Source organism: Lachnoanaerobaculum sp. (genome assembly GCF_057250505.1).
In genome coordinates this window covers 63029-87983 of record NZ_DBHIEQ010000008.1, presented here as the reverse complement: position 1 = coordinate 87983, position 24955 = coordinate 63029, and the positions used below count along the sequence as shown (strand labels likewise).

At 37.3% G+C, this 24955-nt stretch carries 30 protein-coding genes; all 30 read right to left on the bottom strand.

Annotated features, from left to right (window positions below; all coding sequences use genetic code 11):
• Window positions 1–3 precede the first annotated feature (3 nt).
• Window positions 4–738: an energy-coupling factor transporter transmembrane component T gene (locus ACO6FI_RS05275; RefSeq protein ID WP_485456432.1), complete on the bottom strand. Its 735-nt coding sequence runs from the start codon at window positions 736–738 to the stop codon at window positions 4–6.
• 1 nt (window position 739) lies between these two features.
• A complete protein-coding gene (locus ACO6FI_RS05270) occupies window positions 740–1324 on the bottom strand; it encodes an MptD family putative ECF transporter S component (protein WP_485456431.1) in 585 nt (194 codons plus the stop codon).
• Between the two features lie 98 nt (window positions 1325–1422).
• Window positions 1423–2043, bottom strand: coding sequence for a TetR/AcrR family transcriptional regulator (locus tag ACO6FI_RS05265; RefSeq protein ID WP_485456430.1), 621 nt, complete (start codon window positions 2041–2043; stop codon window positions 1423–1425).
• A 74-nt stretch (window positions 2044–2117) separates the two neighbouring features.
• The gene (locus tag ACO6FI_RS05260; RefSeq protein ID WP_485456429.1) at window positions 2118–3068 is read right to left on the bottom strand and encodes a DUF4846 domain-containing protein; all 951 of its coding nucleotides are present in this window, start codon (window positions 3066–3068) and stop codon (window positions 2118–2120) included.
• An 11-nt stretch (window positions 3069–3079) separates the two neighbouring features.
• Window positions 3080–4039 carry a DEAD/DEAH box helicase family protein gene (locus ACO6FI_RS05255; protein ID WP_485456428.1) on the bottom strand — a complete coding sequence of 320 codons (960 nt, stop codon included), beginning with the start codon at window positions 4037–4039 and terminating at the stop codon, window positions 3080–3082.
• Window positions 4040–4041: 2 nt separating this feature from the next.
• On the bottom strand, window positions 4042–4494 hold the full coding sequence (locus tag ACO6FI_RS05250) for a DUF4869 domain-containing protein (RefSeq protein WP_485456427.1): 453 nt from the start codon (window positions 4492–4494) through the stop codon (window positions 4042–4044).
• A gap of 176 nt (window positions 4495–4670) precedes the next feature.
• Complete coding sequence (locus tag ACO6FI_RS05245) at window positions 4671–5288, bottom strand: SAP domain-containing protein (protein WP_485456426.1); 618 nt, start codon at window positions 5286–5288, stop codon at window positions 4671–4673.
• A gap of 77 nt (window positions 5289–5365) precedes the next feature.
• Window positions 5366–5776 (bottom strand): GNAT family N-acetyltransferase, encoded by a 411-nt coding sequence (locus ACO6FI_RS05240; RefSeq protein ID WP_485456425.1) that lies wholly within the window; start codon window positions 5774–5776, stop codon window positions 5366–5368.
• A gap of 89 nt (window positions 5777–5865) precedes the next feature.
• Window positions 5866–6138: an ORF6N domain-containing protein gene (locus ACO6FI_RS05235; protein ID WP_485456424.1), complete on the bottom strand. Its 273-nt coding sequence runs from the start codon at window positions 6136–6138 to the stop codon at window positions 5866–5868.
• A 129-nt stretch (window positions 6139–6267) separates the two neighbouring features.
• On the bottom strand, window positions 6268–6588 hold the full coding sequence (locus ACO6FI_RS05230; protein ID WP_485456423.1) for a hypothetical protein: 321 nt from the start codon (window positions 6586–6588) through the stop codon (window positions 6268–6270).
• Window positions 6589–7250: 662 nt separating this feature from the next.
• On the bottom strand, window positions 7251–7640 hold the full coding sequence (locus ACO6FI_RS05225) for a bleomycin resistance protein (RefSeq protein WP_485456422.1): 390 nt from the start codon (window positions 7638–7640) through the stop codon (window positions 7251–7253).
• A gap of 114 nt (window positions 7641–7754) precedes the next feature.
• Entirely contained in the window at window positions 7755–8357 is a 603-nt protein-coding gene (locus ACO6FI_RS05220) for a Type 1 glutamine amidotransferase-like domain-containing protein (RefSeq protein WP_007591184.1), read from the bottom strand.
• Between the two features lie 164 nt (window positions 8358–8521).
• Window positions 8522–8944, bottom strand: coding sequence for an Imm12 family immunity protein (locus ACO6FI_RS05215; RefSeq protein WP_485456421.1), 423 nt, complete (start codon window positions 8942–8944; stop codon window positions 8522–8524).
• A gap of 104 nt (window positions 8945–9048) precedes the next feature.
• Window positions 9049–9744 carry a 2-C-methyl-D-erythritol 4-phosphate cytidylyltransferase gene (gene ispD / locus ACO6FI_RS05210; protein ID WP_485456420.1) on the bottom strand — a complete coding sequence of 232 codons (696 nt, stop codon included), beginning with the start codon at window positions 9742–9744 and terminating at the stop codon, window positions 9049–9051.
• Between the two features lie 29 nt (window positions 9745–9773).
• Window positions 9774–10796 (bottom strand): tRNA (adenosine(37)-N6)-threonylcarbamoyltransferase complex transferase subunit TsaD, encoded by a 1023-nt coding sequence (gene tsaD / locus ACO6FI_RS05205; RefSeq protein WP_485456419.1) that lies wholly within the window; start codon window positions 10794–10796, stop codon window positions 9774–9776.
• On the bottom strand, window positions 10783–11694 hold the full coding sequence (locus ACO6FI_RS05200; RefSeq protein ID WP_485456418.1) for a ribonuclease Z: 912 nt from the start codon (window positions 11692–11694) through the stop codon (window positions 10783–10785). The genes tsaD and ACO6FI_RS05200 overlap by 14 nt, the downstream gene beginning before the upstream one ends.
• Window positions 11688–12128, bottom strand: a complete 441-nt coding sequence (gene rimI / locus ACO6FI_RS05195) for a ribosomal protein S18-alanine N-acetyltransferase (RefSeq protein WP_485456417.1) — start codon at window positions 12126–12128, stop codon at window positions 11688–11690. The genes ACO6FI_RS05200 and rimI overlap by 7 nt, the downstream gene beginning before the upstream one ends.
• A complete protein-coding gene (gene tsaB / locus ACO6FI_RS05190; protein WP_485456416.1) occupies window positions 12100–12828 on the bottom strand; it encodes a tRNA (adenosine(37)-N6)-threonylcarbamoyltransferase complex dimerization subunit type 1 TsaB in 729 nt (242 codons plus the stop codon). Before tsaB ends, rimI begins: the two co-directional genes overlap by 29 nt.
• Window positions 12806–13267: a tRNA (adenosine(37)-N6)-threonylcarbamoyltransferase complex ATPase subunit type 1 TsaE gene (tsaE, locus tag ACO6FI_RS05185; protein WP_485456415.1), complete on the bottom strand. Its 462-nt coding sequence runs from the start codon at window positions 13265–13267 to the stop codon at window positions 12806–12808. Before tsaE ends, tsaB begins: the two co-directional genes overlap by 23 nt.
• Window position 13268: 1 nt before the next feature.
• Window positions 13269–13757 (bottom strand): YcxB family protein, encoded by a 489-nt coding sequence (locus tag ACO6FI_RS05180; protein WP_485456414.1) that lies wholly within the window; start codon window positions 13755–13757, stop codon window positions 13269–13271.
• A gap of 1 nt (window position 13758) precedes the next feature.
• On the bottom strand, window positions 13759–15912 hold the full coding sequence (locus tag ACO6FI_RS05175; RefSeq protein ID WP_485456413.1) for a Tex family protein: 2154 nt from the start codon (window positions 15910–15912) through the stop codon (window positions 13759–13761).
• A gap of 13 nt (window positions 15913–15925) precedes the next feature.
• Window positions 15926–16279 (bottom strand): leucyl-tRNA synthetase, encoded by a 354-nt coding sequence (locus tag ACO6FI_RS05170; protein ID WP_485456412.1) that lies wholly within the window; start codon window positions 16277–16279, stop codon window positions 15926–15928.
• Between the two features lie 13 nt (window positions 16280–16292).
• Window positions 16293–16634, bottom strand: a complete 342-nt coding sequence (locus ACO6FI_RS05165; protein ID WP_485456411.1) for a DUF2752 domain-containing protein — start codon at window positions 16632–16634, stop codon at window positions 16293–16295.
• 37 nt (window positions 16635–16671) lie between these two features.
• Window positions 16672–17892, bottom strand: coding sequence for a homoserine dehydrogenase (locus ACO6FI_RS05160; RefSeq protein WP_485456410.1), 1221 nt, complete (start codon window positions 17890–17892; stop codon window positions 16672–16674).
• A 3-nt stretch (window positions 17893–17895) separates the two neighbouring features.
• Window positions 17896–18339, bottom strand: a complete 444-nt coding sequence (locus ACO6FI_RS05155; RefSeq protein WP_009446245.1) for an ACT domain-containing protein — start codon at window positions 18337–18339, stop codon at window positions 17896–17898.
• Between the two features lie 135 nt (window positions 18340–18474).
• Window positions 18475–20190, bottom strand: a complete 1716-nt coding sequence (locus tag ACO6FI_RS05150; protein ID WP_485456409.1) for a phospho-sugar mutase — start codon at window positions 20188–20190, stop codon at window positions 18475–18477.
• Window positions 20191–20277: 87 nt separating this feature from the next.
• Window positions 20278–21126, bottom strand: coding sequence for a DNA-3-methyladenine glycosylase family protein (locus ACO6FI_RS05145; RefSeq protein WP_485456408.1), 849 nt, complete (start codon window positions 21124–21126; stop codon window positions 20278–20280).
• Entirely contained in the window at window positions 21119–22009 is an 891-nt protein-coding gene (locus tag ACO6FI_RS05140) for an RluA family pseudouridine synthase (RefSeq protein WP_485456407.1), read from the bottom strand. Before ACO6FI_RS05140 ends, ACO6FI_RS05145 begins: the two co-directional genes overlap by 8 nt.
• The gene (locus tag ACO6FI_RS05135; protein ID WP_124952311.1) at window positions 22009–22281 is read right to left on the bottom strand and encodes a metal-sensing transcriptional repressor; all 273 of its coding nucleotides are present in this window, start codon (window positions 22279–22281) and stop codon (window positions 22009–22011) included. The genes ACO6FI_RS05140 and ACO6FI_RS05135 overlap by 1 nt, the downstream gene beginning before the upstream one ends.
• Complete coding sequence (locus tag ACO6FI_RS05130; protein ID WP_485456406.1) at window positions 22281–24833, bottom strand: heavy metal translocating P-type ATPase; 2553 nt, start codon at window positions 24831–24833, stop codon at window positions 22281–22283. Before ACO6FI_RS05130 ends, ACO6FI_RS05135 begins: the two co-directional genes overlap by 1 nt.
• Window positions 24834–24955 lie beyond the last annotated feature (122 nt).

Below are 24955 nucleotides of genomic sequence, written 5' to 3'. Positions count from 1 at the left end.
TATTTATATTCTCCCTATTATTGTCCATATAACTAAAGCAAATATGAGAATAGCCATACATACATCCCATATTCCAAATCTCAGCTCAACCATGCAAGTCCTTTTTTTCAGACCTCCAAGTCCTCTTGAAAGTGCCGCCGCTGAAAGTTCCTCGCCTATCTTTGCAACAGACATCATAAGTGGAACCAATCTGTATTCCAAAATCATTGACGGATTTTTCCAAAATTTCTTAGTTCCGAATCTTATCTCTCGCATCCTCATTGCATTACTGATGGACTTATTCTCCTCTGCCAAGGTCGGAACAAATCTAAAAACAACCGAAACAGGAATAATAAATTCCTCCGGAACATGCCACAAATTCATTGCGGATATAAACTCATTCGGCTTTGTTGATTTTATAATGTAATAACCGAACATAAATACAGGAAAAAATCTAAAAATAAGTTCTACAATAAGTCCCAAAATCATAGAAATCAGATATGGGAATTCAAACTTTTCTCCATATATTTTTACAAAGATTGCAATTACAAATAAACCTCCGTAAACAAAAGCCGGACGATATCTCTTATCTGAAATCAACAAAAAAATAGGAATAAATACAAGTATTGAATTCAATATAAGATTCTTATGAACGAAAAAAATCAAAGTTGCAAGTACAAGCATAACAAGTACTTTAGTACGAGGATCAAGGTATAATCCCCTATGTTTTGGTGACCTGTAAATTATATTTTCTTCCATACTATGCAATTCCCGCTCTCTCAAAATGCTTTTTTAACATCCTTCTGCCAATAAATGCCCCAAGAATTGAAGAAATAATAATACAAACCAATGCCACAAATCCCATCCATGGCGGCATAAATTTTGTTACTTCCATTACATATTTCTCACCCATAGCTTCACGAACACCTGCCATATAAGTCTCTGTCATCAGCCACATAGGTGCAGGAAGTCCCAGCATACTGCAAGAAAAAATTACAAATCCAAGAATATTTATACTGAACTTTTTATATTTTCCCGCTTTCATAACAAAGTCGGAAATAAGTCCCAACACAATAAAGCTTACAGTCGGAATCCATGTATATCCCATAATATACCAAAATATACCGATAATAACCGCCATAATACTTACCATTCCGAACTTTTCCACTTTAGTCAAAAATAGCATAAAAGGTATTCCTGTAATAAGCGGAACCAAAATAAACAGCAAAGGATAAAGGAATGGGATTGCATTAATCATTCCCACTGTAAAAAATACCACAATATAAATTGCTGTATACACACCTACATGAATCAAATCTTTTGTCTTTAAACTGTCACTTTTCATACAAATTCCTCCTAGAATTTATTTATCTAATTTATGATAACTTAGATTGCACACTTAGTTATCTTTAAGTTAAAAATATGCCACATACTGTGACAATCCTAGATTTGAAGCAGTTTCCTCCATCCTGCTGTAAAAAAACTCGACAGACTTTGAACAGAATCCAGTGCTGTTTCTTTACTGAAATCATGTAAAACCGTTTCAAAAATACAGGCATAATATGCATGTATAATCATATGTAACTCATTCTTTGCAACACGATTATAAGAAATCCCCTTTTCATCCAGTGCTTCATACATACGATACATACTGTTTAATTCACGCTCAACAATGCGGTCAATATAGTTATTATATTCCGTTCCGTCCGAGCAGCAAATTATAAGCTTAAATATATCGAAATGCATATAAATATAGTGTATAAATTCTCTGATAGCATCCGAAGAAATATTCCAGATTTCATCCGTATTTCCCGTATCTATATTATCAAAGCATTTATCTTCAGCTCTATCAAATCCGGATAAAAGACCGGTTGCCACATCATCTACAAGTTCGCGAAAGATGGAAGACTTGTCTTCAAAATGCCTGTAAAAGGCACCTGTAGTAACTCCTGCCTTCTTACAAAGTTCCCTGAGATTGGTTCTTTCATAACCTTTTTTTAAAAAAAGTTCCTTTCCGCTTTCTAATATCTTTTTATGTGTGATATCATATGCTCCGTTTGACATACTTTTACCTTTCCGATAACTTTGTTATCATTTTATCCCCTTTTAAGTTAGGTGTCAATAACTGACACCTATATTTATTGCAAATAATCAAGCCTTTTTAAACTCCCCTCATCAAAGGTATAATTCTGTGTTCTTAAAGGATATTTTATCTCTCCTTCATAATACCATGGATCCTCACTGTGGGCGGGATTTTTAATTATATGAAAACTTTGTGCCGGCATAAATCCCTGTGCCAATAAAAATGCCTTTTCCCCGGCTTCATTTTCACAGATATCAGCCACCATTACCACATGTCCGGGACTTCCTCCCTTTATAAAAATATCCCCCACCTGAATTTCAGAAATATCTACAGTTCTTGACTCTTTTTCCATAGACAATGTGGATGAATAGGCAAATACAATGCGAAGATACTTTTTAAATGTTTCCTCACCGCTGTCAGGGTTTGCACTTTGCTCCCAGTACGGCTTATCATTTGAAAACTTTACTCTATACCCCTGTCTCCAGTGCTTAAAATCACATACAAAGCCGTCTACAAATGTAAAGCTTATTTTATCCTGCTCTCCTGTCTTATACAAATATTCGGCATATATTCTCATAATACTGTCTGCACATTGCTGCAAATCCTCCTCTGCCACTTCCATGGAAAATACCGCCACGTGACCGTTTCCTGCCTTTTCTCTTTTATCAAAATAATATACCGGAGTACCGTCAGGTTCCAAATTATAATTGCCTATAAAATGAGCAAAACTTCCCTCAGGCACATCCACCCTTTTATATCCCTTTGGAGTAATAAAACGGGTAAAAAGTGTATTGCCCTCAGGATTTATAAAATCTGAAAGTTTTACAGCACTTTCCTCAGTGCTTTCTTCCATGCTCTCATTATCATTTGTTTTTGTATCATTACTATTTTTAACAATTGTACTTTCTGCTTCCTCTTTTGTGACGGTATTCATATTTTTACTCTTACAACCACAGCATATACAAATAATCACAGTAAGCAGTAAATAAAATTTATTTCTCTTCATAATTATAAATCCTACACTTTCATATGCGGAATCTGCATCATTATTTTCTTCTTCATATACGGCTGCATATAGAATGAAGATAATTTTCTTTTACTATATTCCTTATATCTATTACCCTTAGTTAATTTAATCAAAAAATCTGTAAAATACTGTTCCCAACTCTCATATTCTACACTATCAGCATAATTATAAGTTTCAGTTATTCCGGCATAGTTTTCAAATTCGTCAGTTTTTAAAATTAGCCATTCAAAAGACTCCGGTAAAAATAATGCCAACTTACCATAACTAAGTTCCTGTTCTTTTACAAGACTATCAACCTCACTTCCAATAGCCGCACCATCTGCAATAATAATGACATTAAAACTTTCATATTTCTTCAAAAGTCCTTTAATTTTAGACTTTCCCCCTGCTGCTTCACATTTTATATTTGTATTTTTTACAGTATCTAAGAAAAACTCATATCCGGACTTGCTGTCTTCTGTAATAATAATGTCCGGCCTGAATGGAAATCTGTTTGGGTCCGGATTATCATAAAATTTATCAATATCGGTATACACTCTCTCAAATTCTTTTTTCTTTCCTCTACCCTTAATGCGATATATTTCATCAACACTATATGGCAACTGTGGAAGATAATTTCTTGTTATTATTAGAAAATAATTATCGCAACCCTTTACCTTGCTTGCAAATTCCTTTGAAAAAACAAACTTGCTTCCTTCATCAATCACTACAACAGCTTTACTCAATTTATCAAGCTCGTCTTCCCAATTTCTTCCTTCCAGTGTTACGACCTTACAACCACTAACCCTTACCCCACTTTCTTTTCCCAAATTATTGTAATCTCTAATCATATCATATAATGTGGTTTTTCCGGTGCCGCTATCTCCACGAAGAATAGTAATATTTCGATATAATATAAATTTATACTCGTTTCTTTGGTTACTTATACTAATACTTTTCTTCCCACGCATTACTATAAATTCTCCTTAATATATTTATCCGCTGCATCTAAAAATTCTCTCATATTATGTACAATGAGTTTTTTATCATTTAGAATACGAATCTCAAAATCTTCCTTTCCAAAGTCCATTATATGATATAGAGCTATTGTAAAATTTTTTTCTTTCCCAAGCTTTAGTATCCATTTTGCACAATTATCTCCACAGTTAGATGCATTAAATGTCTTACCCGGTTCATTTTTCATCAATATCAAAGCCTTCACACCACCGGATAATTTATCAGGTGGTATTTGCCCTAAAACAGGGCTTTGAATAGTATTTGCATCCAAAACTTCCGATCGGTCAATATCTTTAATAGCAGCTCTTGCAAAAGCATCTGTAATCCAGCTGTCTTTATATCTGTTTCTAAAATATACCGATGTATTATATATTACATTATCTCTGTCACCAAACCACACTCTGAGCATAATATTCCTCCATATTTACAGATATATTATATCATAATTTATTTTAAAAAAGATGAGCCAAAATTTGACTTACCTAATATTACATATGCCGATATACAGACAGTACCTGTACAAACTTTATAGGTTTAATATTATAGAAATTTATAGTTTGCTAAACTTTCCAAAATCAGATTTATTTACTTTAAGTACTTATCTATTTTATTTCTATATTTTTTTAGAAGTTCCCTTGAATAAACTTTTTCATTTTTTGAGGCTCTAACTTCTTTCCAAAGGATAGCTGCAGCTTTTAACTTATCAGAATAATGATTGCTACATTCATCTAAACAAAAATCTTTTAGGAACTGATTCCATTGACAAGCTGAATTATCATACTTAGCATAATCTGATTCACCATAATATACTTTCAGCATATCTTGAATTGTAAAGCTTAAATCCTTTTCGGCTTTTACTTTCCTCCAAGCTGTTGCCATATCAGCATTAAATTTAAATGGATTAACACCTGTTACAGCCGAAAAATAATCTCTAAATCTTTGGTTAAAGGAAAATCCACATTCAAGCAATGGCGTATTTAAGTTTATCGCTTCAGTTTTATTTTTATTTACTTTCCTTACAGATTTTTCTACTCTATTTCCCTTAAAAAATTGTTCTATAATTAAGTTCAGCTCTTGCTTTGTGCATCTATATTCCAGCCCAAGAGACTTACAAATTTGTGAAAGTTCTTCTCGATACCAATAGTATCTGTTGAATTCTTCAAATGATTTTATATCTTTAAAATCCGGTCTAATATCTTTCATCATCCCTCCTCTATAAATACCGATTTAGCTATAATAGTTATCATAGTAAATAATCCAATTCCAAACTATATTTTAAATCACAACTCTTTTGTATAATAGTATCTCTCTCCTGTATATGGATATTTTTTCAATGCAAACACCTCTTTATAACCATGTTTTTCATAAAATTTCGGTGCTTGAAAATTAAAAGTATCCACAAATGAATACTTACATCCTCTATTTCTTGACTCATTTTCCGCCATTTCTAATATCTTTGATCCTATCCCTTGTCCACGTAAATCATCACTGACATACAGATATTCAATCTCAAGCCAATTCCCGAAAGTCTCCGCTACCATTCCTCCCATTAAATCACCCTCTTCATCTTCCAAGTAGATATTAAGAGGTTCACTTTTAGATGGTTCTCTATTGGCTCTGTTGTAAGCTCTGATTAGATTTGCCAGTTCATGTGTTCTTTCCGATTCTGTATTTTCCAATTTCAATTCCATACTGTATAAGTCCTCCACCAATTTTATACTTCTTGCAGCAATTCTTTTGTACTGATAAAATCTTGATTTTCAATTATAAAGTCTTTCATCTACTTAAACATTCGTATTAAAGCCTTGCTTTGCTTAACTGCCGGTTCTCCCCTTAATAAAAAGCATATAAATTCCCTGCGCTGTAAAGCATAAGGTAGTTTTCTACGACAGCCCCAACTTGATGTTGATTTTTTCGATATCAAGTTTTCAAACTCCGACTTCGTCAACCGGAACATAAAATCATCATCAAATTTCTCAGCGTTGTTTCTTACTTGTTCGTTAAATCTTGTCGTTGTATACCCATAAATTTCAGCAAGTTCAAAATCAAGCATAACCTTTTGATTTCTTAAATAATAAATCTTACTTTTAATTGTAGTTTCATATATTACCACTATTTCCTTATTTTTTCTATTATAAAATGAACCTCACTAAATTTATCCTGACCGGTAAACAGGGATTTCTTAATTACTCATTTTTTTAATTAAGCTTCCCAAAAGATTTTCTGTTGTTGCAATTATACCATATATCAATACATAAACAGCTGTACTTTCATTATAAAATATAAATATAGTCGGAACAAAGAGTAACATAATTAGCAATAAAAATATCAAGTTAAAAGAATGTCTAATTCCATAAATTAGAGAAGCTAAAAAACAGATAATCGGAATTAAAATTAGTAAGAAGAATATGCCGGTTCCTGTATCATTAATTAAAACAGGTAAAACATAAAAAGCTAGAATTATCACTATTAAGTAAACAGACATTTCTCTTATTTTTTTCATTTTCTTTACCTCCGTAAATTCATATACTTTATTTCTACAAACCCGAATTATCCCTTAATCGATAATTTCATAGAATTCATAGTGATTACTTCCAGAACAAAGTGTTCATCACTAATTCCGGTATTGGGATGTGAATCTGCAATCTTTATGTTAAAATCTCCAACATAATATGAATTATCATTCAGAAAATTCTTTTCTTGACTTAGCATAGTAAAGCTTACAATAATCACAGTCACATAGCATATCCGATGACAATGAATTGTAGCACTCTTTCGTTTTAACTATATCTATCTTCACAGTTATCTCCTTAAAACTTTATCAAACACCAGGTTTTCTTCTCCCCTGTACTTCTATCGGAAAAACCGACAGAACTCTTATTTCATTCTTCATCCTTTAGTTCCCCTCCCGGAATATTTCCCGAAAACATTTCTAATATAAATTTTACTGCACTTTTCATATTCAGTCCATCTTTTAGTCCCGGCCTGTAGAAAAACTCTTCTGTATCTGCTCCGCTACTATGGTACTCGCAAATTCTTCAAGCTTTACTACAACTTTTCCAAAAAAATTACTGAATACAGTAAAAGCACATAGCTGAAAGATTTTATAATCTTAAAGTTATGTGCTTTTTACACCATTCAATGATTTAGACAGATTGGAAGTTATCAGTTTGTAAATCTCAATAAATATCCATTTGGATCTTGAATCAAGAACTCCATCTGTATTTCTTCTATTCCGTTAACCAAATATACACTTTTAGTCAGTTTTTTGTAAATCTCTAATTTTTTACTTTTAACTAATGTATATAGGTTTTCAATATCATCAACTGCTATGGAAAAATTTACTCCTCTTCCTAAAGGATAGGTTAATTCTCCTGTGTTCCACCCAGCATCATGAATTTGTTCAAACATAAACTGACTATCTTGAAAAGACATAAAAATAAATTTCTCTTTCTGTCGTTCGTACTCTATTTTAAACCCTAATTCTTTGTAAAATTTTTTAGTTTGAAGAATATCAAAAACTGATAATTCAGGAATCAAATTATTAAAATCCATACCAACTTCTCCTAAAATTCTAATTTACTTTTTATAAACTTACTTATTTAACATTGCCTCATAAATATACAATTTTGTTAAATTTATCGGGCTTATCAAACCGAGATTTTCAAATTAGTCTTTACAAATTACCTTCGAACCTTCACCATCAATTACAATTCCCTGACGGTTGTTAATTGGTAATAGATTTAAATCCGAAAACTTAGTCATTATTTTTTCGGTAACTTTCTTAAATGGTGCCATAAGATAATGCGGAAGAACATAGAAATCAATCAAATCAAGACCTAAATCATCTTTTTGTGAGTAATCCTCCGGCTTCTCGTCCATTTGTTCAATATATTGTATGGTTTGAGCACATATAATCGCACCTGCCGATTCACCAATCATGAGTTTTCCATTTGCTAATTCTTTCTTCAACAACTCATCAGTTCCCGTTTTGCGTAGTTGATCCATAAGGAAAAAAGAATTTCCGCCAGTAAAATATATAATATCCGCATCTTCAAAAACAGACTTTATTGTTGAATAAGTCTCCGTTGAAATATCAATTTCAGTTACGGCTGCTCCAAGTTTTTTAAATAGTTTTCGAGCCGAGCCAACATAACCTGTATAGCCTTCACGCAGTGAAGCTGTTGGAATAAATGCGACTTTCTTGTTATCAATTTCTTCTTTTATCAAACTTCCTACACTTGAAAAGTGCGAACACAAAAACAGTTTCATCTAAATTCTCCTTTATAAATTCAAATTTACAGGGCCTATCAAACTGGGATTTCTTAATTACTAATTTTTTCTTCTAGCAACTGAACCTTCATCTAATTTTGAGGTCAAAAATTTTGACCTCAAAAATTCCCATTCCTCTTTTGTAAATTGAAATCTAAAATCATCTACAAATTCCCAAACACCCTTTTAATCCCATCTTCATAACACCTACTATCAAAATCCGGTTTATACTTTGTCGTTTTCGTCTTAATGATATCCGAAAGCTCCATAAGATAGTCCTTATACATTTTAAGAAACTTACTTACACTTTCTATCTTTTTTGAATCCCACTCATTTAAGCTAAAATGAATATATACCATAAACTTCTTAGCTTTAGAATAGTATCTTGCCTGATAAATTCCCGATTCAGGATAATATTTTGATATATTTCCGCTAAGACAAACGCAAATATCCATCTTCTGCAATGCCTCTATCTCAATGCTATCAAAAGTTTTTTTCATTTCTTTTCTTACAGTTCTTGCGGCAGATAGTATATTATCCAATATATCATCCGTTCCGCCGACAATAATATTCATATTAACTTTCATATTTCCCTCAAATTTCGGCTGTGAAGTTGAAAAATCCCCCAACACTTGACATAATATCCAAAAAGCAAACGCAACCACAGGCTACATCGGCTTTTAATCCATCACTATAAAAAGTTCCCGGCGTCTAAAAACGCCTTAGCTATCACTATATCCTCAGGTGTGGTTACCTTTATATTTTTATAATCACCCTCTATCAGTCTTACCTTGGTATCGGTAAACTTCTCAACCACCATCGCATCATCTGTGATGCCTAGATTCTTATAGTCTGTTTTATATAGCCTTTCAAATGCGTATTTTATTAAAGCTATATCAAAACACTGTGGGGTCTGGATAATGCAAAGTGTATTTCGATCGATTGTCTCACCACCAAATTCTCCCTCTCGCACTCTTATAGTGTCTTTCGGAGCTACTACAGGGACAACCGCCCTATATTTAACAGTCTCTTCTATGCATCTGTTTATAAGCTCCACACTTATCATTGCTCTTGCAGAGTCATGTATCAGGCAGATATCGCCTGTAGCTTCTTTTAAACCGTTGTATACCGAATCATATCTTTCATCACCACCGGCTACAGTACTCTTTACCTTGTAAAATCCGTATTTTTTAACAATATCTTCTCTTACAAAATCAATATCATCTTTTGAGGTGACTACAATTATATCATCTGCATTACTTTCACTAAATGCTTTTAAAGAATAGTATAATAACGGCTTATCAAAAAGCTCTACAAACTGTTTCTTTTTCTTGGCACTAAATCTCTTGCCGCTGCCTGCAGCAAGTATTATCGCCGTACTTCTCATAATCATATTCCAATATCAATAAATACTTTTTAAAATCGCAGTTCCAGATTCGGCACTGCATTCAGTGTCAAATCCTTAAAGTTGTTGTTAATATATTCAAAGTATGCGGCTACACCGATCATTGCCGCATTGTCGGTACAAAATATCGGTGAAGGGAAGTGAAGTTTCAATCCTTCTTCACTGCACTTTTCTTCCATCAGACTTCTAAGTGCCGTATTTGAAGCCACTCCGCCTGCCATAGCTACATTCTTTATATTGTAATCCTTTGCTACAGCAATGGTATGCTCCACCAAAACCTCTACAACAGCTCTCTGAAATGAAGCTACAAGGTCATTTACATTTATCTTTTCACCTGTCATATTTGCCTTGTTTTGATAATTTAAAACGGCAGACTTTACACCTGAAAAGCTGAAATCATATTTTGAGTCATTGACTCTTGCCTTCGGAAACTCTATAGCATGAGGATTTCCAAGTTTTGCCGCCTTATCAATCTTCGGACCTCCGGGATATCCAAGTCCGACACTTCTTGCCACCTTATCAAATGCCTCGCCTGCCGCATCATCTCTGGTGGTGGCAATTATCTCAAAATCATTATAATCTTTTACAATTGCTATTTCGGTATGTCCGCCTGAAACGATAAGACATACAAAAGGAGGTTTCAGCTCCTCGTGTTCTATAAGGTTTGCAAACACATGTCCCTTTATATGGTGTACACCTATAAGAGGTTTGTTAAGGCCGTAGGCAAGAGCCTTTGCTTCGCCTACTCCTACAAGCAGTGCGCCTACCAGCCCCGGTCCGTATGTAACCGCTATAGCGTCTATATCATCAAAGGTGACATTCGCCTCTTTCAGTGCATCTTTTATTACAAAATTTATATTTTCTATATGCTTTCTGGAGGCAATCTCAGGGACTACTCCTCCGTATATTGTATGCAAGTCTATCTGTGATGAGATAATATTTGAAAGTACCTTTCTGCCGTCCTCTACTACAGCTGCCGCAGTCTCATCGCATGAACTTTCTATTGCAAGTATCTTTATATTATTCTTCTTCATAACCCAGTTCTACACTCCATCCGTCTTTGGCAGTCTTTATAGCCGGAAAAATTTTCTTCAGCTTATCAATATACTCGTCAGGCTTATTCATTGAAGGTGAATAATGTGTAAGCCACATTCTTTTAGGATTTGCCTCTTTGCCTAGATTTGCAGCCTCAGTCATTGTCATATGCTTATAACCTTTGGCATTGTCCTCCTTATCATCCTCACCGTACATACCCTCACATATAAATAGGTCACAGTCTGCGGCATACTCCGCAATAACGGGTACAGGTCTTGTATCGGTACAATAGTTGACCTTAATACCTCTTCTGGCCTCACCCATTACCATATCGGGAGTATAGGTCTTATCTCCGTCTTTGATAATCTCGCCATGCTGCAATTTATTCCAATATTTCAGAGGAATATCAAGCTCCTTTGCTCTTGTCGCATCAAACTTTCCTTTTCTCTCAATAGAGATTCTGTAACCGTAACAAGTCACCCGATGGTTTACCTTATACGCCTCTATCTTATATGGGGCAAAATATATCACTTCTTCGTTTTCTCTAAGTTCTCTAAACTGTATTTCAAAAGGAAGCTCAGGCGCTATAACTCTCATAGCATTTACCACTCTCTCAAGTCCTTTTGGACCTATTACAAGCAAAGGTGTGGTCTTTTCACAATTTCCCATTGTGAGCAAAAGTCCCGGAAGTCCGCTTATATGGTCCGCATGATAATGCGTAAAGCAGATCACATCTATAGGCTTCGGGCTCCATCCCTTTTCCTTTATCGCAATTTGGGTGCCTTCGCCGCAATCTATCAAAAGATTTACTCCCTCACATCTGGCCATCATTGAAGTCAGCCATCTGTAAGGCAGCGGCATCATGCCCCCTGTACCTAATAAACAAATATCTAACATTTTATATATCCTTCCATCAACAGAGCATCATCTAAAGGATTTGAGTAATACTCTCTTCTGATACCGATTTTTTTGAAGCCGTAGTTTTCATAAAGCCTTATGGCTGCGGTATTTTTACTTCTTACCTCAAGAAATACTTTCTTTACCTTCATTGTCCTCAGATTTGAAATCATAAAATTCATAAGTTCATGAGCAAACCCTGAGTTTCTGCTGTTTTTATCTGTAGCTATACGAAAAAGTTCGGCCTCATCCATATTTACTCTGAAAATAATATAGGCTAAGACTCTATAGTCTTCTTCGATTACCATACAGTAATCAAACTTTGATTCTATAGAGTCTTTTATATTGTTTTCGCTCCAGGCATCACTGAAAATATCACATTCAAGTTCCCTTATCGCCTCGGTATCAGAGGGAAGCATCGGTCTTAGCCACATCTCTCTCTCTTTCCGCCTGACTTTTTCTAAGGTAGTTCGGCTTCATATCATCTGCCGATATAACCTTGCCGGCTTTCATCATTTCCATACCGAGCATTGCAATATTTGATGCTCTCTGTCTGTTTAAATTTAACGGTGCAAAATCATGTTTCATTGTAAGCTTTTCATCAATATATTCTCTGAATACCGGTACACCGTCACCTAAGAATATCGCTCTTTCCACATTTTCCTTTGCACTTGTTTCTTTTAAAATTTCAAACAGTTCATCTATAGACACCGCCATAGACTCTGCTTTGACCTCAAGTTTTGTGTCGTTTTTATATATTCCGGTATACACCTGATTTCTTCTGGCATCCATTATCGGCACTATAATCGCGTCACTTGCATAGATATTCATTGCCATAGCATCAAGTGTAGGAACTTCTATAAGAGGCAAATCCAGTGCCAGTCCAAGTCCCTTTGCACTTGCAGCCCCTATCCTAAGACCTGTAAATGAGCCGGGACCTCCTGAAACGGCTATAGCCGAAAGCTCATTAAGGCTTATCCCCGTCATCTTTACTATCTCATCAAACATCGGCAACAATGTCTCCGAATGTGTCTTTTTAAAATTTGTAGTGTATTCAGCTATTGTCACATCTTCATCTATTATTGCAACTGAAGCCACCAATGCGGCACTTTCAATTCCTAAAATCTTCATCATCCATACCTTCTACAGCCACTTCTCTATAATCAAATCCCTTTTCAAGGTTCTTTGATATAACCACTCTTATCAAATCTTTCGGCAATGCTTCCTCTATCAGAGTTGACCACTCTATAAGAATGACCGCATCATCAAATAAAAACTCGTCAAAACCTATCTCATCAAGCTCCGATATATCGCTGATTCTGTATACATCAAAGTGGTGCAGCCTTTTATCGCCCTCATAAGTTTTTACTATATTGAAGGTGGGGCTTACAATATCCCTTTTTATATTAAGCCCTGCACCTATTCCCTTTGCAAATACAGTCTTGCCGACTCCAAGGTCTCCGTCCAGACATACTACTACAGGACCGCTTCTTTTTTTCAAAATATTTGCAAGTCTGTAGGCAATATCAAATGTATCCTTGTCGCAAAAGCTGTCAAAAACAATTTTACTCATTCTAAAATATACTCACTCTTGTCTTTTCTTTTAAAATAGCGACTATTTTTTCTTTATTATCTTTTGTATACCTGTCAGGTAAAAGATATCCTCTTATCGCATCCACATATATAACTATAATTCCCGGCAATATCCTTGAACGAAATCCGCTTTCCCACTTAAAGTCGACCTTGTCGTCTCCTGATGCCACCTCTATGCCCTCGTCATCAAGCGAAAGAGAAAGTCCTGCCCTAACGGCATCCGTCCTTGCCTGCTTTTGTGACTTTAAGTAAAGCATTGCAGGTTGCACTATGAGAAACATATTTGACATTACCAAAAATAAAATCTTTCTCGGAATATCAATCCTGTTCCAGGTAGTAATCATAAAATAATACATTGCCACAGTGAACAATATATTGAAAATAAGCAAAAATCCTCTGTTGCTGTGATACATGGAAAATAACCAAATATCCTTAGCATTCAGTTTCATATCTATTTTTATTTTGTTCATATCAATCAAATACCATAGACAGCGCTATTCTCTTTTTCTTCAAATCCACACTGTCCACCCTTACTTCAACAATATCTCCGACACTTACCGCCTCAAGCGGGTGCTTTATAAACTTCTTACTAAGCCTTGAAATATGCACAAGTCCGTCCTGATGTACTCCGATATCCACAAATGCACCGAAGTCGATAACATTTCTTACAGTACCCTTTAAAATCATGCCTTCTTTCAAATCTTCCATCTCCATAACATCCGTACGGAGTATCGGCTTTTGCATCTCATCTCTCGGGTCTCTTCCCGGCTTTTCAAGTTCCTTTACTATATCTCTTAGAGTGATTTCACCGATTTCAAGTTCATCACTTATCTTTTTGAAATCATGTATTTCCTTTGAAATACCGCTAAGACCTGATAAAGTGATATCACTGTCACTATATCCCAAGCTCTCCAAAAGCTTTTTGGTGGCGGCATAACTTTCAGGATGCACACTTGTCATATCAAGAGGTTCTTTTCCGTCATTTATTCGAAGGAAACCTGCACATTGCTCAAATGCCTTCGGTCCAAGCTTTGAAACCTTCAAAAGCTCTTTTCTTGTTTTGAAACTTCCGTTTTCTTCTCTGTATACCACTATATTCTTTGCAACAGCCTTTGATATACCTGAAATATACTCTAAAAGCGGTGCAGATGCGGTATTTAAATCCACACCTACCTTATTTACACAGTCTTCCACCACAGCTCCAAGTGCCTCTGAGAGCTTCTTTTGGTTCATATCATGTTGATACTGACCTACACCTATGGACTTAGGGTCTATCTTTACAAGCTCCGCAAGCGGATCCTCAAGTCTTCTGGCAATAGAAGCCGCCGACCTCTGTCCCACATCAAAATTCGGGAACTCCTCTGTTGCAAGCTTACTTGCGGAGTATACACTTGCTCCGGCCTCATTTACTATAATGTACTCAAGCTTGGTGTCCACTTCCTTTATAAGCTCTACAATAACGGCTTCAGACTCTCTGGATGCAGTACCGTTTCCAAGAGAAATAAGGCTTATATTGTACTTTTTTATAAGCTCCTTTAATACTTTCTTGGCCGCCTCCACCTTGTTTTGAGGTGCTGTAGGATAGATAACCGTGGTATCCAGTACCTTTCCCGTTTCATCCACTACGGCAAGCTTACACCCCGTTCTGAAAGCCGGATCCCAACCGAGCACCACTCTGCCCGCTACAGGAGGTTGCATAAGAAGCTGAGTAAGGTTCTTGCCGAACACCTTAATAGCCTCATCCTGTGCCGCCTCTGTCAGGCTTGATCTTATATCCCTTTCTATAGAAGGTGCAATAAGTCTTTTATATGCGTCGTCTATAGTATCCTTTAATATCTGCTCTGTAAACTTGTTATGCTTTTTTATAATACTTCTTTCAAGGTATTTTATAATGTCCTCAACCGGCGGATCAAGTTTTACTGTAAGGATTTTTTCATCCTCACCTCTGTTTATAGCAAGTATCTTATATCCTGCCACCTTTGAAACACTCTCCGCAAAGTTATAATAATTTTCGTATACGGACTCTAATGTTTCATCCTTTGCTGCTGACATTAAAATACCCTGCTTAAAGCTCATCTCTCTTATCTTATTTCTAAAGCCTGCATCATCTGAAATCTTTTCGGCTATTATATCCATAGCTCCGGCTATAGCATCCGCCTCACTTTCCACCTCAAGCCCCTCTTTATCTGAGAGATATTTTTTAGCTTCCTCACCGGCGTCATGCTTTAGTTTTTCTTCAAATATATCATTTGCAAAGCCTTCAAGTCCCTTTTCAACGGCAATCATTGCCCTTGTACGCCTCTTCGGCCTGAAAGGTCTGTATAAATCATCTACCGCTACCAAAGTGATTGCGGCTTCAATTTCTTTTTTCAACTCGTCGGTAAGCTTCCCCTGCTCCTCGATGGCTGAAAGTACCTGAGTCTTTTTTTCCTCAAGATTTCTAAGATACTTCAGTCTTTCATCAAACTGTCTGAGTATCTCATCATTAAGCGAACCTGTAACTTCTTTTCTGTATCTTGAAATAAAGGGAATGGTATTTCCCTCATCTATCAGATTGATAGTAGCCTCTACCTGTGCGGTCTTTATACCAAGCTCTTCTGCAAGTATTTTTACTATATCAGTCAAAATTACCTCCTTATCAATGTGCTATATACATTTGAATATAGTCCTGTATAACCTTAATCTGATCCGGTCTGAATTGATTTAAAATTCTTTGATCCTTCAGCTGTACCACCACAAAAAGTATCATGGCATATATGACAAGTCCGATAACTATCCCAAATATTCCGGTCACAATACCGGCCACAGCCTTTCCTCTCATTCCGCCCTTGGCTGAGATTATGGCAAATGCGATTGCAAATATCCCAAGCGGAATACCGAGCGGAACACCCGATGTGGGCAGTGAACACATACATGACAGTATTGAGACTATGCCGAACACCATCGACCTGTTCTCCCACCTCTTTTTTGTCTTTTCTTCAGTATTTTTCATCTATAATCCCCGTCTATTTCAGTAAGTCTATGCTTCTAAAAACTAAAAACCAGTCCTTCACAACCCAATTCAAAAGCATTATAACGACTCCGATATACAGCATAGGCAGAATAATCTTATCCTTATTCAAACGCCTGCCGCTAATCTTATACTTTACTACAAAAGCGAAAAAAATAAAAGTTGCAATAACCGTATACAGCACTATCGGATTATAAATAAAGCTCTTTTCTACATTTCCTCTTATCAAAAACCTGACTGCCCTTGTGCCTCCGCATCCGGGACAATATAATCCTGTGAGCTCGTGAAATGCACATGGCGGCAGCGGTTTTACCAATTTATCAAATATTCTTTCCATATAAAAATATAGCACCACCTGTGGTGGTGCCGAATGCTTAAGCTATCTTTGTTCTAATATATTTTATCACATCACCGAGATTATTCAAGGCTGCAAGGAAATCTCTTTCCTTCATAAGGTCTGTAACCAATGCAAACTCGTCTTTGCCGTCAAGGTATACTTCCTTTGCATTCTTAAATGTCTCTTTGCACTTATCTATAAACTTGGCATCCCTGCCCTTAAATCTTACAAAGTACTTATGGCTTGTCTCATTCATATCGACCACATTCTGCTTTTCATCTCCCCCGCCGAATGTTGCCACATTTTTATCCTTATTCTTTGTAATGGCTACGATATCAGCCACTACTGCACTTGCTGTAGGCAGCTTACCTGCACCGCTTCCGTATAACATACTCTTTCCGAGCATATTTCCTTCCACCATAATACCGTTGAACACATCATTTACCATATAGAGAGGATGGTCTCTTTCAACCATTACAGGTGCAACAAATGCAAACACCTTGCCGTCTTCAAACTTTGAATCACCGAAAAGCTTGATAGAAAGCTTCATATGCTTGGCATATTCAAAATCTGTTGTGTCTATCTTTGTAATACCCTCCGTATGGATTTCCTCAAAGTTTACTTCCTTGCCTGTTGCCAAAGATGCCAATATCGCAATCTTTCTGCAGGTGTCATAGCCTTCCACATCAGCTTCCGGATTTCTCTCGGCATATCCAAGCTCCTGTGCTGTGGAAAGTGCTTTTTCAAAGTCCTCACCCTCCGTATCCATCTTTGTAAGTATATAGTTTGTTGTACCGTTTAAAATACCTGTAATCTCTTTAAAATGCTCACCGGCATAGCTTTCCGTAATTGTTCTGATTATCGGAATACCTCCGCCTACACTTGCCTCAAAGAAGAAGTTTACATTTTTTTCTCTTGCAATCTTTAAAAGCTCGGTGCCGTGTGCAGCTACCAATGCCTTATTTGATGTGGTGACATGCTTTCCTGAAAGAAGCGCGTCTCTTACAAACTCAAATGCAGGAGATGTTCCTCCCATTGTCTCCACAACCACATCTATATCATTATCTTCTATTATTTCCTTTATGTCATGTACAACAAGACTTTCCCACTCGCTGCCGGGAAATTCACGGATATCAAGTATCTTTTTTACCGCTATATCTTCACCTGTCTTTTGCTTTAAAAGAGCATTGTTCTCCTTTATAACTTCATATACACCTGAACCTACTGTTCCAAATCCTAAAATTGCAATATTAAACATATATTACTCCCTAGCTAAAATTTTTATATCAAAGATGCCTTCCAAACTTCTGATTTCATCTACCAGCTTAGACAAGTCTCCGGTATCCTTTAAAATCTCTATAGACAAAGAAATAGTTGCCACACCGCTTACCGGTATAGTTTGATGTATTGTCAAAATATTGGCATGATATTTTGCAACTACTGCCAAAAGCTCCGATAAAAGACCCGGTTCATCTGATATCTGAATTGAAAGGGTGATATTCCTTCCCTTTGAAGAATCATCAAACGGAAATATATCATCCTTATATTTATAAAATGAGCTTCTGCTTATACCACATTTATCTGTGGCTTCTTTTACAGTCATCATCTTATCCGCTGTCAACAGTCTTTTCGCCTCAACCACTTTTATAAGTACCTCAGGCACCGCCTTGTCTTTTACCACATAATATTTGACATTCTGTTCCATGTTCGCCTCTAAAATACATCTGTTCGTCTACCGCACAATGATAGCATACAGGATTTTAAATTGCAAGTAAAAATCAGTTATGGCATCCGATTTACGACACAAAAAAGAGGCCGAATACACAGCCTCTAAAAAAATTTATGCTAAATGCTTCTTAAGTTCGTCAGCTATTTTGCTCTCAAGTTCTCTTGCACTTGACTCATCTTCACCGGTTATTGCAAGGTATAATTTAAGCTTAGGCTCGGTTCCTGAAGGTCTTAATACCGCACTTGAATTGCCCTCAAGCATATACTTGATAACATTTGACTTCGGAAGCTTTATCTCCTCCTTGGCACCTGTTTTAAGTGTAGTCTGAGTGGAAGTCTCATAATCTCTTACCTCAAGCACCTTTACACCTGCAATTTCACTTGGAGTATTGTTTCTGAAGCTGTCCATTATCTCATTCATCTTGTTCATACCGCTCTCGCCTTCAAACTCAAATGAATAAAGTGTATTCAGATAATATCCGTACTTCTTATAAAGTCCTTCAAGTACCTCAAGCAGTGACTTTCCTTCAGCCTTGTAGTATGCAAACATCTGTGCAATCAGATATGAGCCGTTTACGGCATCCTTATCTCTTACATAGCTCCCTGAGAGGTAACCGTAGCTCTCCTCAAATCCGAGAAGATATCTGTCAACCTCACCGTCCTTTTCAAGACCTGCAATCTGATCTCCAATATACTTAAATCCTGTAAGTACATCTCTGGTCTCAATGCCGTAGTCGTCAGCCACTCTCTTTGCAAGATCCGTGGTAACTATGGTCTTTACAAGTACAGGCTTCTTAGGCATTATACCCATAGCAATCTTTCTCTTTGCAATAAAGTCTGTAAGAAGTACACCTACCTCATTACCTGAGAAAAGTCTGAAGTCGTCGCCCTGCTTTACGGCAATACCCACTCTGTCACAGTCCGGGTCTGTAGCTATAAGTATATCGGCACCCACATCCTTTGCAACCTTAAGTCCTACCTCAAGCGCCTGTCTTATCTCAGGGTTAGGGTATGGGCAGGTAGGGAAATCACCGTTTGGAGTGGCCTGCTCTTTAACAACTTCGATATTTGTGAAGCCGTTTTTCTTAAGGCAGGTTGTAACACATCTGAGTCCCGTTCCGTACAGCGGTGTATAAGCAATCTTTACGTCCTTATTTACATCATCACCTATGAAAGTCTGTGTTGAAACCGCATCTATGAACTCGTTAAAAGTATTCTCACTTATATACTCTATAATACCTGTCTCAAGTCCTTCTTTGAAGTCCACAATATTGTAATCGGAGAATGTGTCTACACTGTTTATCTCATCAAGTATTCTGTCTGCCGCCTCATTGGCTATCTGACATCCGTCCGCACCATAAACCTTATATCCGTTGTATTTTGCAGGATTGTGGCTGGCTGTTACCATTATACCGCCGTCACATCCGAGCTCTCTTACTGCAAAAGAAAGTGCAGGTGTAGGCATAAGCTCTTTCCAGATATATACCTTGATTCCCGCTCCTGCAAATATTCCTGCCGCCCATTTTGCAAAAAGCTCCGAATTATGTCTGCTGTCATATGATATGGCAATCTTAGGAGTCTTTGATATGGAATTTATATAGTTTGCCAACCCTCTGCTGGCTTTACCTACAGTATAGATATTCATTCTGTTACTTCCGACACCCAGTACGCCTCTTAAACCTCCTGTACCGAAAGCAAGCTCCTTATAGAATCTGTCGTTGATAGCGTCTTCATCGCTCTCGATAGCCGCAAGCTCCGCTACAAGATTTTCATCCTTAAGTTTTGCACTCTTCCAAGTCTCATAAGTTTTTTTTGTAAGTTCGTTCATAATGCTCCTTTCATAGGGAATATATGTTACCCGATTGCTGCACATTTTGCACTCACAATCCTTGTATCATCATACCAAATTTCATGGTTATTTTCCAGCACGTTTCGTACTTTCTCTGCCGTAATAGAAAATATATTGCTGAATAACTCCGGCATAACCGTCATAGAGTTTTAGCGGAAATTCTCCGGCATAATGCTCATCAATCATTCTCTTTATCCAAACGTCAATAGGAAAAGCCGCAATCCTGTGATATCCGAAAAGTGCCACACAGTTTGCAACCTTGATGCCCACTCCTTTAAGGCTCATAAGTGCCGCCAAAAGCTCATTGTCATCAAGCGCACTCAAAGCTTCAAGGTCGATATCACCTCTGTATACAGCCTTTGCGCTCGCCTCTATATACGGACTTCTATATCCGAGTGAACAGGCATTTAAATCATCAAGACTTGCATCTGCAAGCGCTTTAGGTGTAGGGAAGGCAAAAAACTCACTGTTTTTATCAATATTTTTTATAAAATCAGGTACCTGTATATCTATCTTCTTGCCGTAGGTTTTTGCAAGTTTTTCGATAGACGATTTTATCGCAGGTATGCTCTTTCTTTGTGAAATAATAAAGGATATAAGCATCTCCCACTTGTCCTGATTGAGTATCCTGATGCCGTAGGAGTACTCGGCGGCATTTATTAAAAATAAATCATCGGCAGGAATATTCTTTTCAAAATCACTGTAATCAAGCCTTAAGTCAAAATAGTCAATCCAAAACTCTTCAAACTCGGACTCGCTGCATGAGAGTATATATCCGTCATCATCCTCTTTTATAAACAAAAGCTTATCCCCTGCCACAAGGCTGTATTCATCGTCATAAACATTAAATCTAAATATCTGTCCGCTCTCTGCGATCTTTTTCATATCCAGATACGGGTATTGTATTCTAAACATATTCATCCATTCTTTCTTTAAAATCTTTCGGCAACTCACATTCAAGGTATAAATCTTCACCTGTTATCGGGTGTATGAAAGAAAGGCTCTTTGAATGCAGCAGCGGCCTGACATTCTCTTTGTCATAGTACCTTTCATTATACAAATAATCTCCTACAAGAGGATGCCCTATATAACTCATATGAACTCTTATCTGATGTGTCCTGCCGGTATCAAGCCTAAGCTCTATCAAAGAAGCTCCTTTAAGCCTTTTTAATACCTTATAATGAGTAATTGCCCTATGGCCTTCAGTGCTTACTCTACGCTTTATAAGCGTATCGTCCTCTCTGGCTATAGGTGCATTGACAGTTCCGCTGTCTGTAAGGCTGCCGTCATCTTCAACTATTGCATTGTATACTCTTTTTATCTCACGCCTTTGCATAAAAGTATTCAGTATACCTGCACTCAGAAAATGCTTTGCCACAACGGTAAGACCTGTGGTGTCCCTGTCAAGCCTGTTTATACATCTGAAGACAAAGTTTTTATCCCTGTAGTAGTACATCAAAGCATTTGCCATAGAGTTTTCATAGTTGTTAAAGCTCGGATGTATAGGCATATCACTCGGTTTATTTACCACCACTATATCCTCATCCTCATATTTTATATCAAGCTTTATAAAAACAGGCAATATGTTTTCACTCTTTTTATATTCACATACACGAACAAGAAGCCGGTCAAATCTTGTCGGCTTCTGATTCATATACGCCCAAGTACCGTTGAGCATTATACCGTTTTTATATTTTTTAAGCTCCACTATATTGGAGAAGGTATATCCTCTACTCTTTAAAAATTCGGATATACTCTTATAGTCTTTATCTATTATATATAGAATCTGTCTTTCCATTACTTCATCATCTTCTTTATAGTATTTGACAGCTCGACTATCTTTTCCTTTCTCTCCTCATCACTGCCTGTAGCGGCGGCATCAAGTATGCATCCTTCTATATGGCCTTCAATGATGGTACGGTTCACCCTCTCCAAAAGAGCTCTGGTGGCAAGGACCTGATTGGATATGTCGATGCAGTATCTGTCCTCTTCCACCATCTTTATGATTCCCTCAAGCTGTCCTTTTGCAGTTTTCAATTGTCTCAGAACAGTCTTAGAGTCGGCTCTCATTATACCACCTCATAACCTGCGTCAGTGATAGCCTTCTTTACCTTCTCAAGGTCTGTACCTTCAGCGTACTCTATTGTAACATTTTTTGCATCCAAATTCACTATTGAATTGCTTACACCCTCTACAGCCTTTGTTACCTTCTCCACTGTTGCCTTACAATGTCCGCACATCATTCCGTTTACATTAATTACTGTTGTCATAGTTTTTCCCTCTTTCTTTTTTTCATTATTTTCAATGAGAACTATCTCATCATTGCCTGATTTGTTATTTTTTATATTCCTCGGCTTAAATCCGCGAAGTCTGAGTGCATTGCTTACCACACATACGCTGCTCATTCCCATAGCTGCGGCACCAAACATCGGACTGAGCTTCCATCCGAGGCTTAGATAAAACACACCTGCCGCAAGCGGTATTCCTACAGAGTTATAAAAGAACGCCCAGAAAAGGTTCTGCTTTATATTTCTTATAACCGCCTTGCTGAGGTCAATAGCTGTCGCCACATCCTTAAGTGAGCTGTGCATAAGCACTATATCCGCACTCTCTATAGCCACATCGGTTCCGGCACCTATTGCGATACCTACATCGGCTCTTGCAAGTGCAGGCGAATCATTGATACCGTCACCTACCATTGCCACCTTATGTCCGGCTTCCATAAGCTTTCTTACATGCTCTTCCTTATCTGTAGGAAGTACCTCGGCTATTACCTTGTTGATACCTGCCTGCTTTGCAATAGCGGTTGCGGTATTCTTGTGGTCACCTGTTAAAAGTACCACATCTATATCTCTTGCCTTAAGAGCCTCTATAGCCTCTTTACTGTCATCTTTTATTGTATCCGCTACCGCAATGATTCCTATAAGCTTGTCATCCGCCATAAAATACATCGGAGTCTTACCCTGTGATGCCAGCTCATTACCTTTATCAAATACCGAATCAAATCCCGAGTCGTTTCCTACAGCTTCCCTTATTGCCTGCTCATTTCCGGCTACAATCTTTTTACCGTCAATATCGGCTCTGATACCTCTTCCCGACTGTGCGATGAAATTTTCAGGGGATGAGAATGTCAAATTCTCTTCTTTAGCCTTTTCCACAATAGCTTCAGCAAGCGGATGTTCAGAAGCACTCTCCACACTTGCCGCAAGCTTTAAAAACTCATTGTCATCTATATCAAATCCTATAATATCCGTAACTACAGGTTTACCTTTGGTAACCGTACCTGTCTTATCAAGTACCACCGTATCAATACTGTGAGTGGTCTCAAGCGCATCCGCAGACTTTATAAGTATACCGTTTTCAGCGCCCTTTCCGGTACCTACCATTATAGCTACAGGAGTTGCAAGTCCGAGTGAACATGGGCATGATATAACAAGTACCGCTATAGCACGATTGAGTGCAAATGAGAAATCATATCCGAGTACAAGCCATACAATGAATGTTACAAAAGCTATTCCCATTACTACAGGCACAAACACACCTGCCACTTTATCCGCCATCTTGGCAATAGGCGCCTTGGATGATGAAGCCTCCTCCACCAAGGCGATAATCCTTGAAATGGCGGTATCCTCGCCTACCTCAGAAGCCTTTATCTTTACACTTCCGTTTTTGTTGATGGTGGCTCCTATCAGCTTGTCACCCTTATCCTTTTGAACCGGAATACTCTCACCTGTGATGGCACTCTCGTCAACGCTTGTGCTTCCTTCTATGATAATACCGTCTACAGGGATACTCTCACCCGGTCTTATTACTACTATATCTCCTACTCTTACGTCCTCAGTCAGAATATTTTCTTCCACACCGTCTCTTATTACATTGGCTCTCTTAGGTGAAAGATCCACAAGCTTTGAAATGGCGTCTGTAGTTCTTGCCTTTGAACCTGTCTCAAAGAACTTACCTAAAGTAATAAGTGTAAGTATCATGGAAACCGACTCAAAATAAAGATTCTTTCTGTACTCCGCCACGGTATTCATATCACCGTTACTTAACGCATATCCCATAACATATATTGCTATAACACCATATATAAAAGCCGCTATAGTGCCTACCGCAACCAATGTATCCATATTCGGGGAAAGATGGCTAAGTGACTTAAAACCGCTGATATAATACTTTCTGTTTACATACATTACAGGAAGCACCAATAAAAGCTGTGTCAGCGCAAATCCTACCGGATTACCCGCTCCCGATAAAAAGTTCGGCAGCGGAAGCCCTATCATACTTCCCATACTGAAATACATCAATATGGCAAGGAAGATAACAGATACCTTCAATCTGAACTTCATGGAACTAATCGCATCATCATTTGTCTTTTTGATGCTCTTTTCCTTTGCCTTTTCCTTTGTATCACCTGCAAGTGAAGCACCGTAACCTGCATTCACTATACTCTTTATTATATCATCCGGACCAAGCTTCTTCTCATCGTATTCAACCTGCATAGAGTTGGTCAAAAGATTTACAGAAGCCTTATCCATACCTGCAAGCTTACTTACCGTCTTTTCCACCTTTGCGGAACAGGCGGCACAGCTCATTCCTGTGACATTGTACTTTTCCTTTGTCATATATCTCCTTCCCAAATATATCATCTGCACTTTCAAAAGTGCCGAAACAACAATATAATAAATAACTTATACACCTTATTGGGATGTAAACTGAAAAATCCTACTTCACGGTGTTTTCAGCT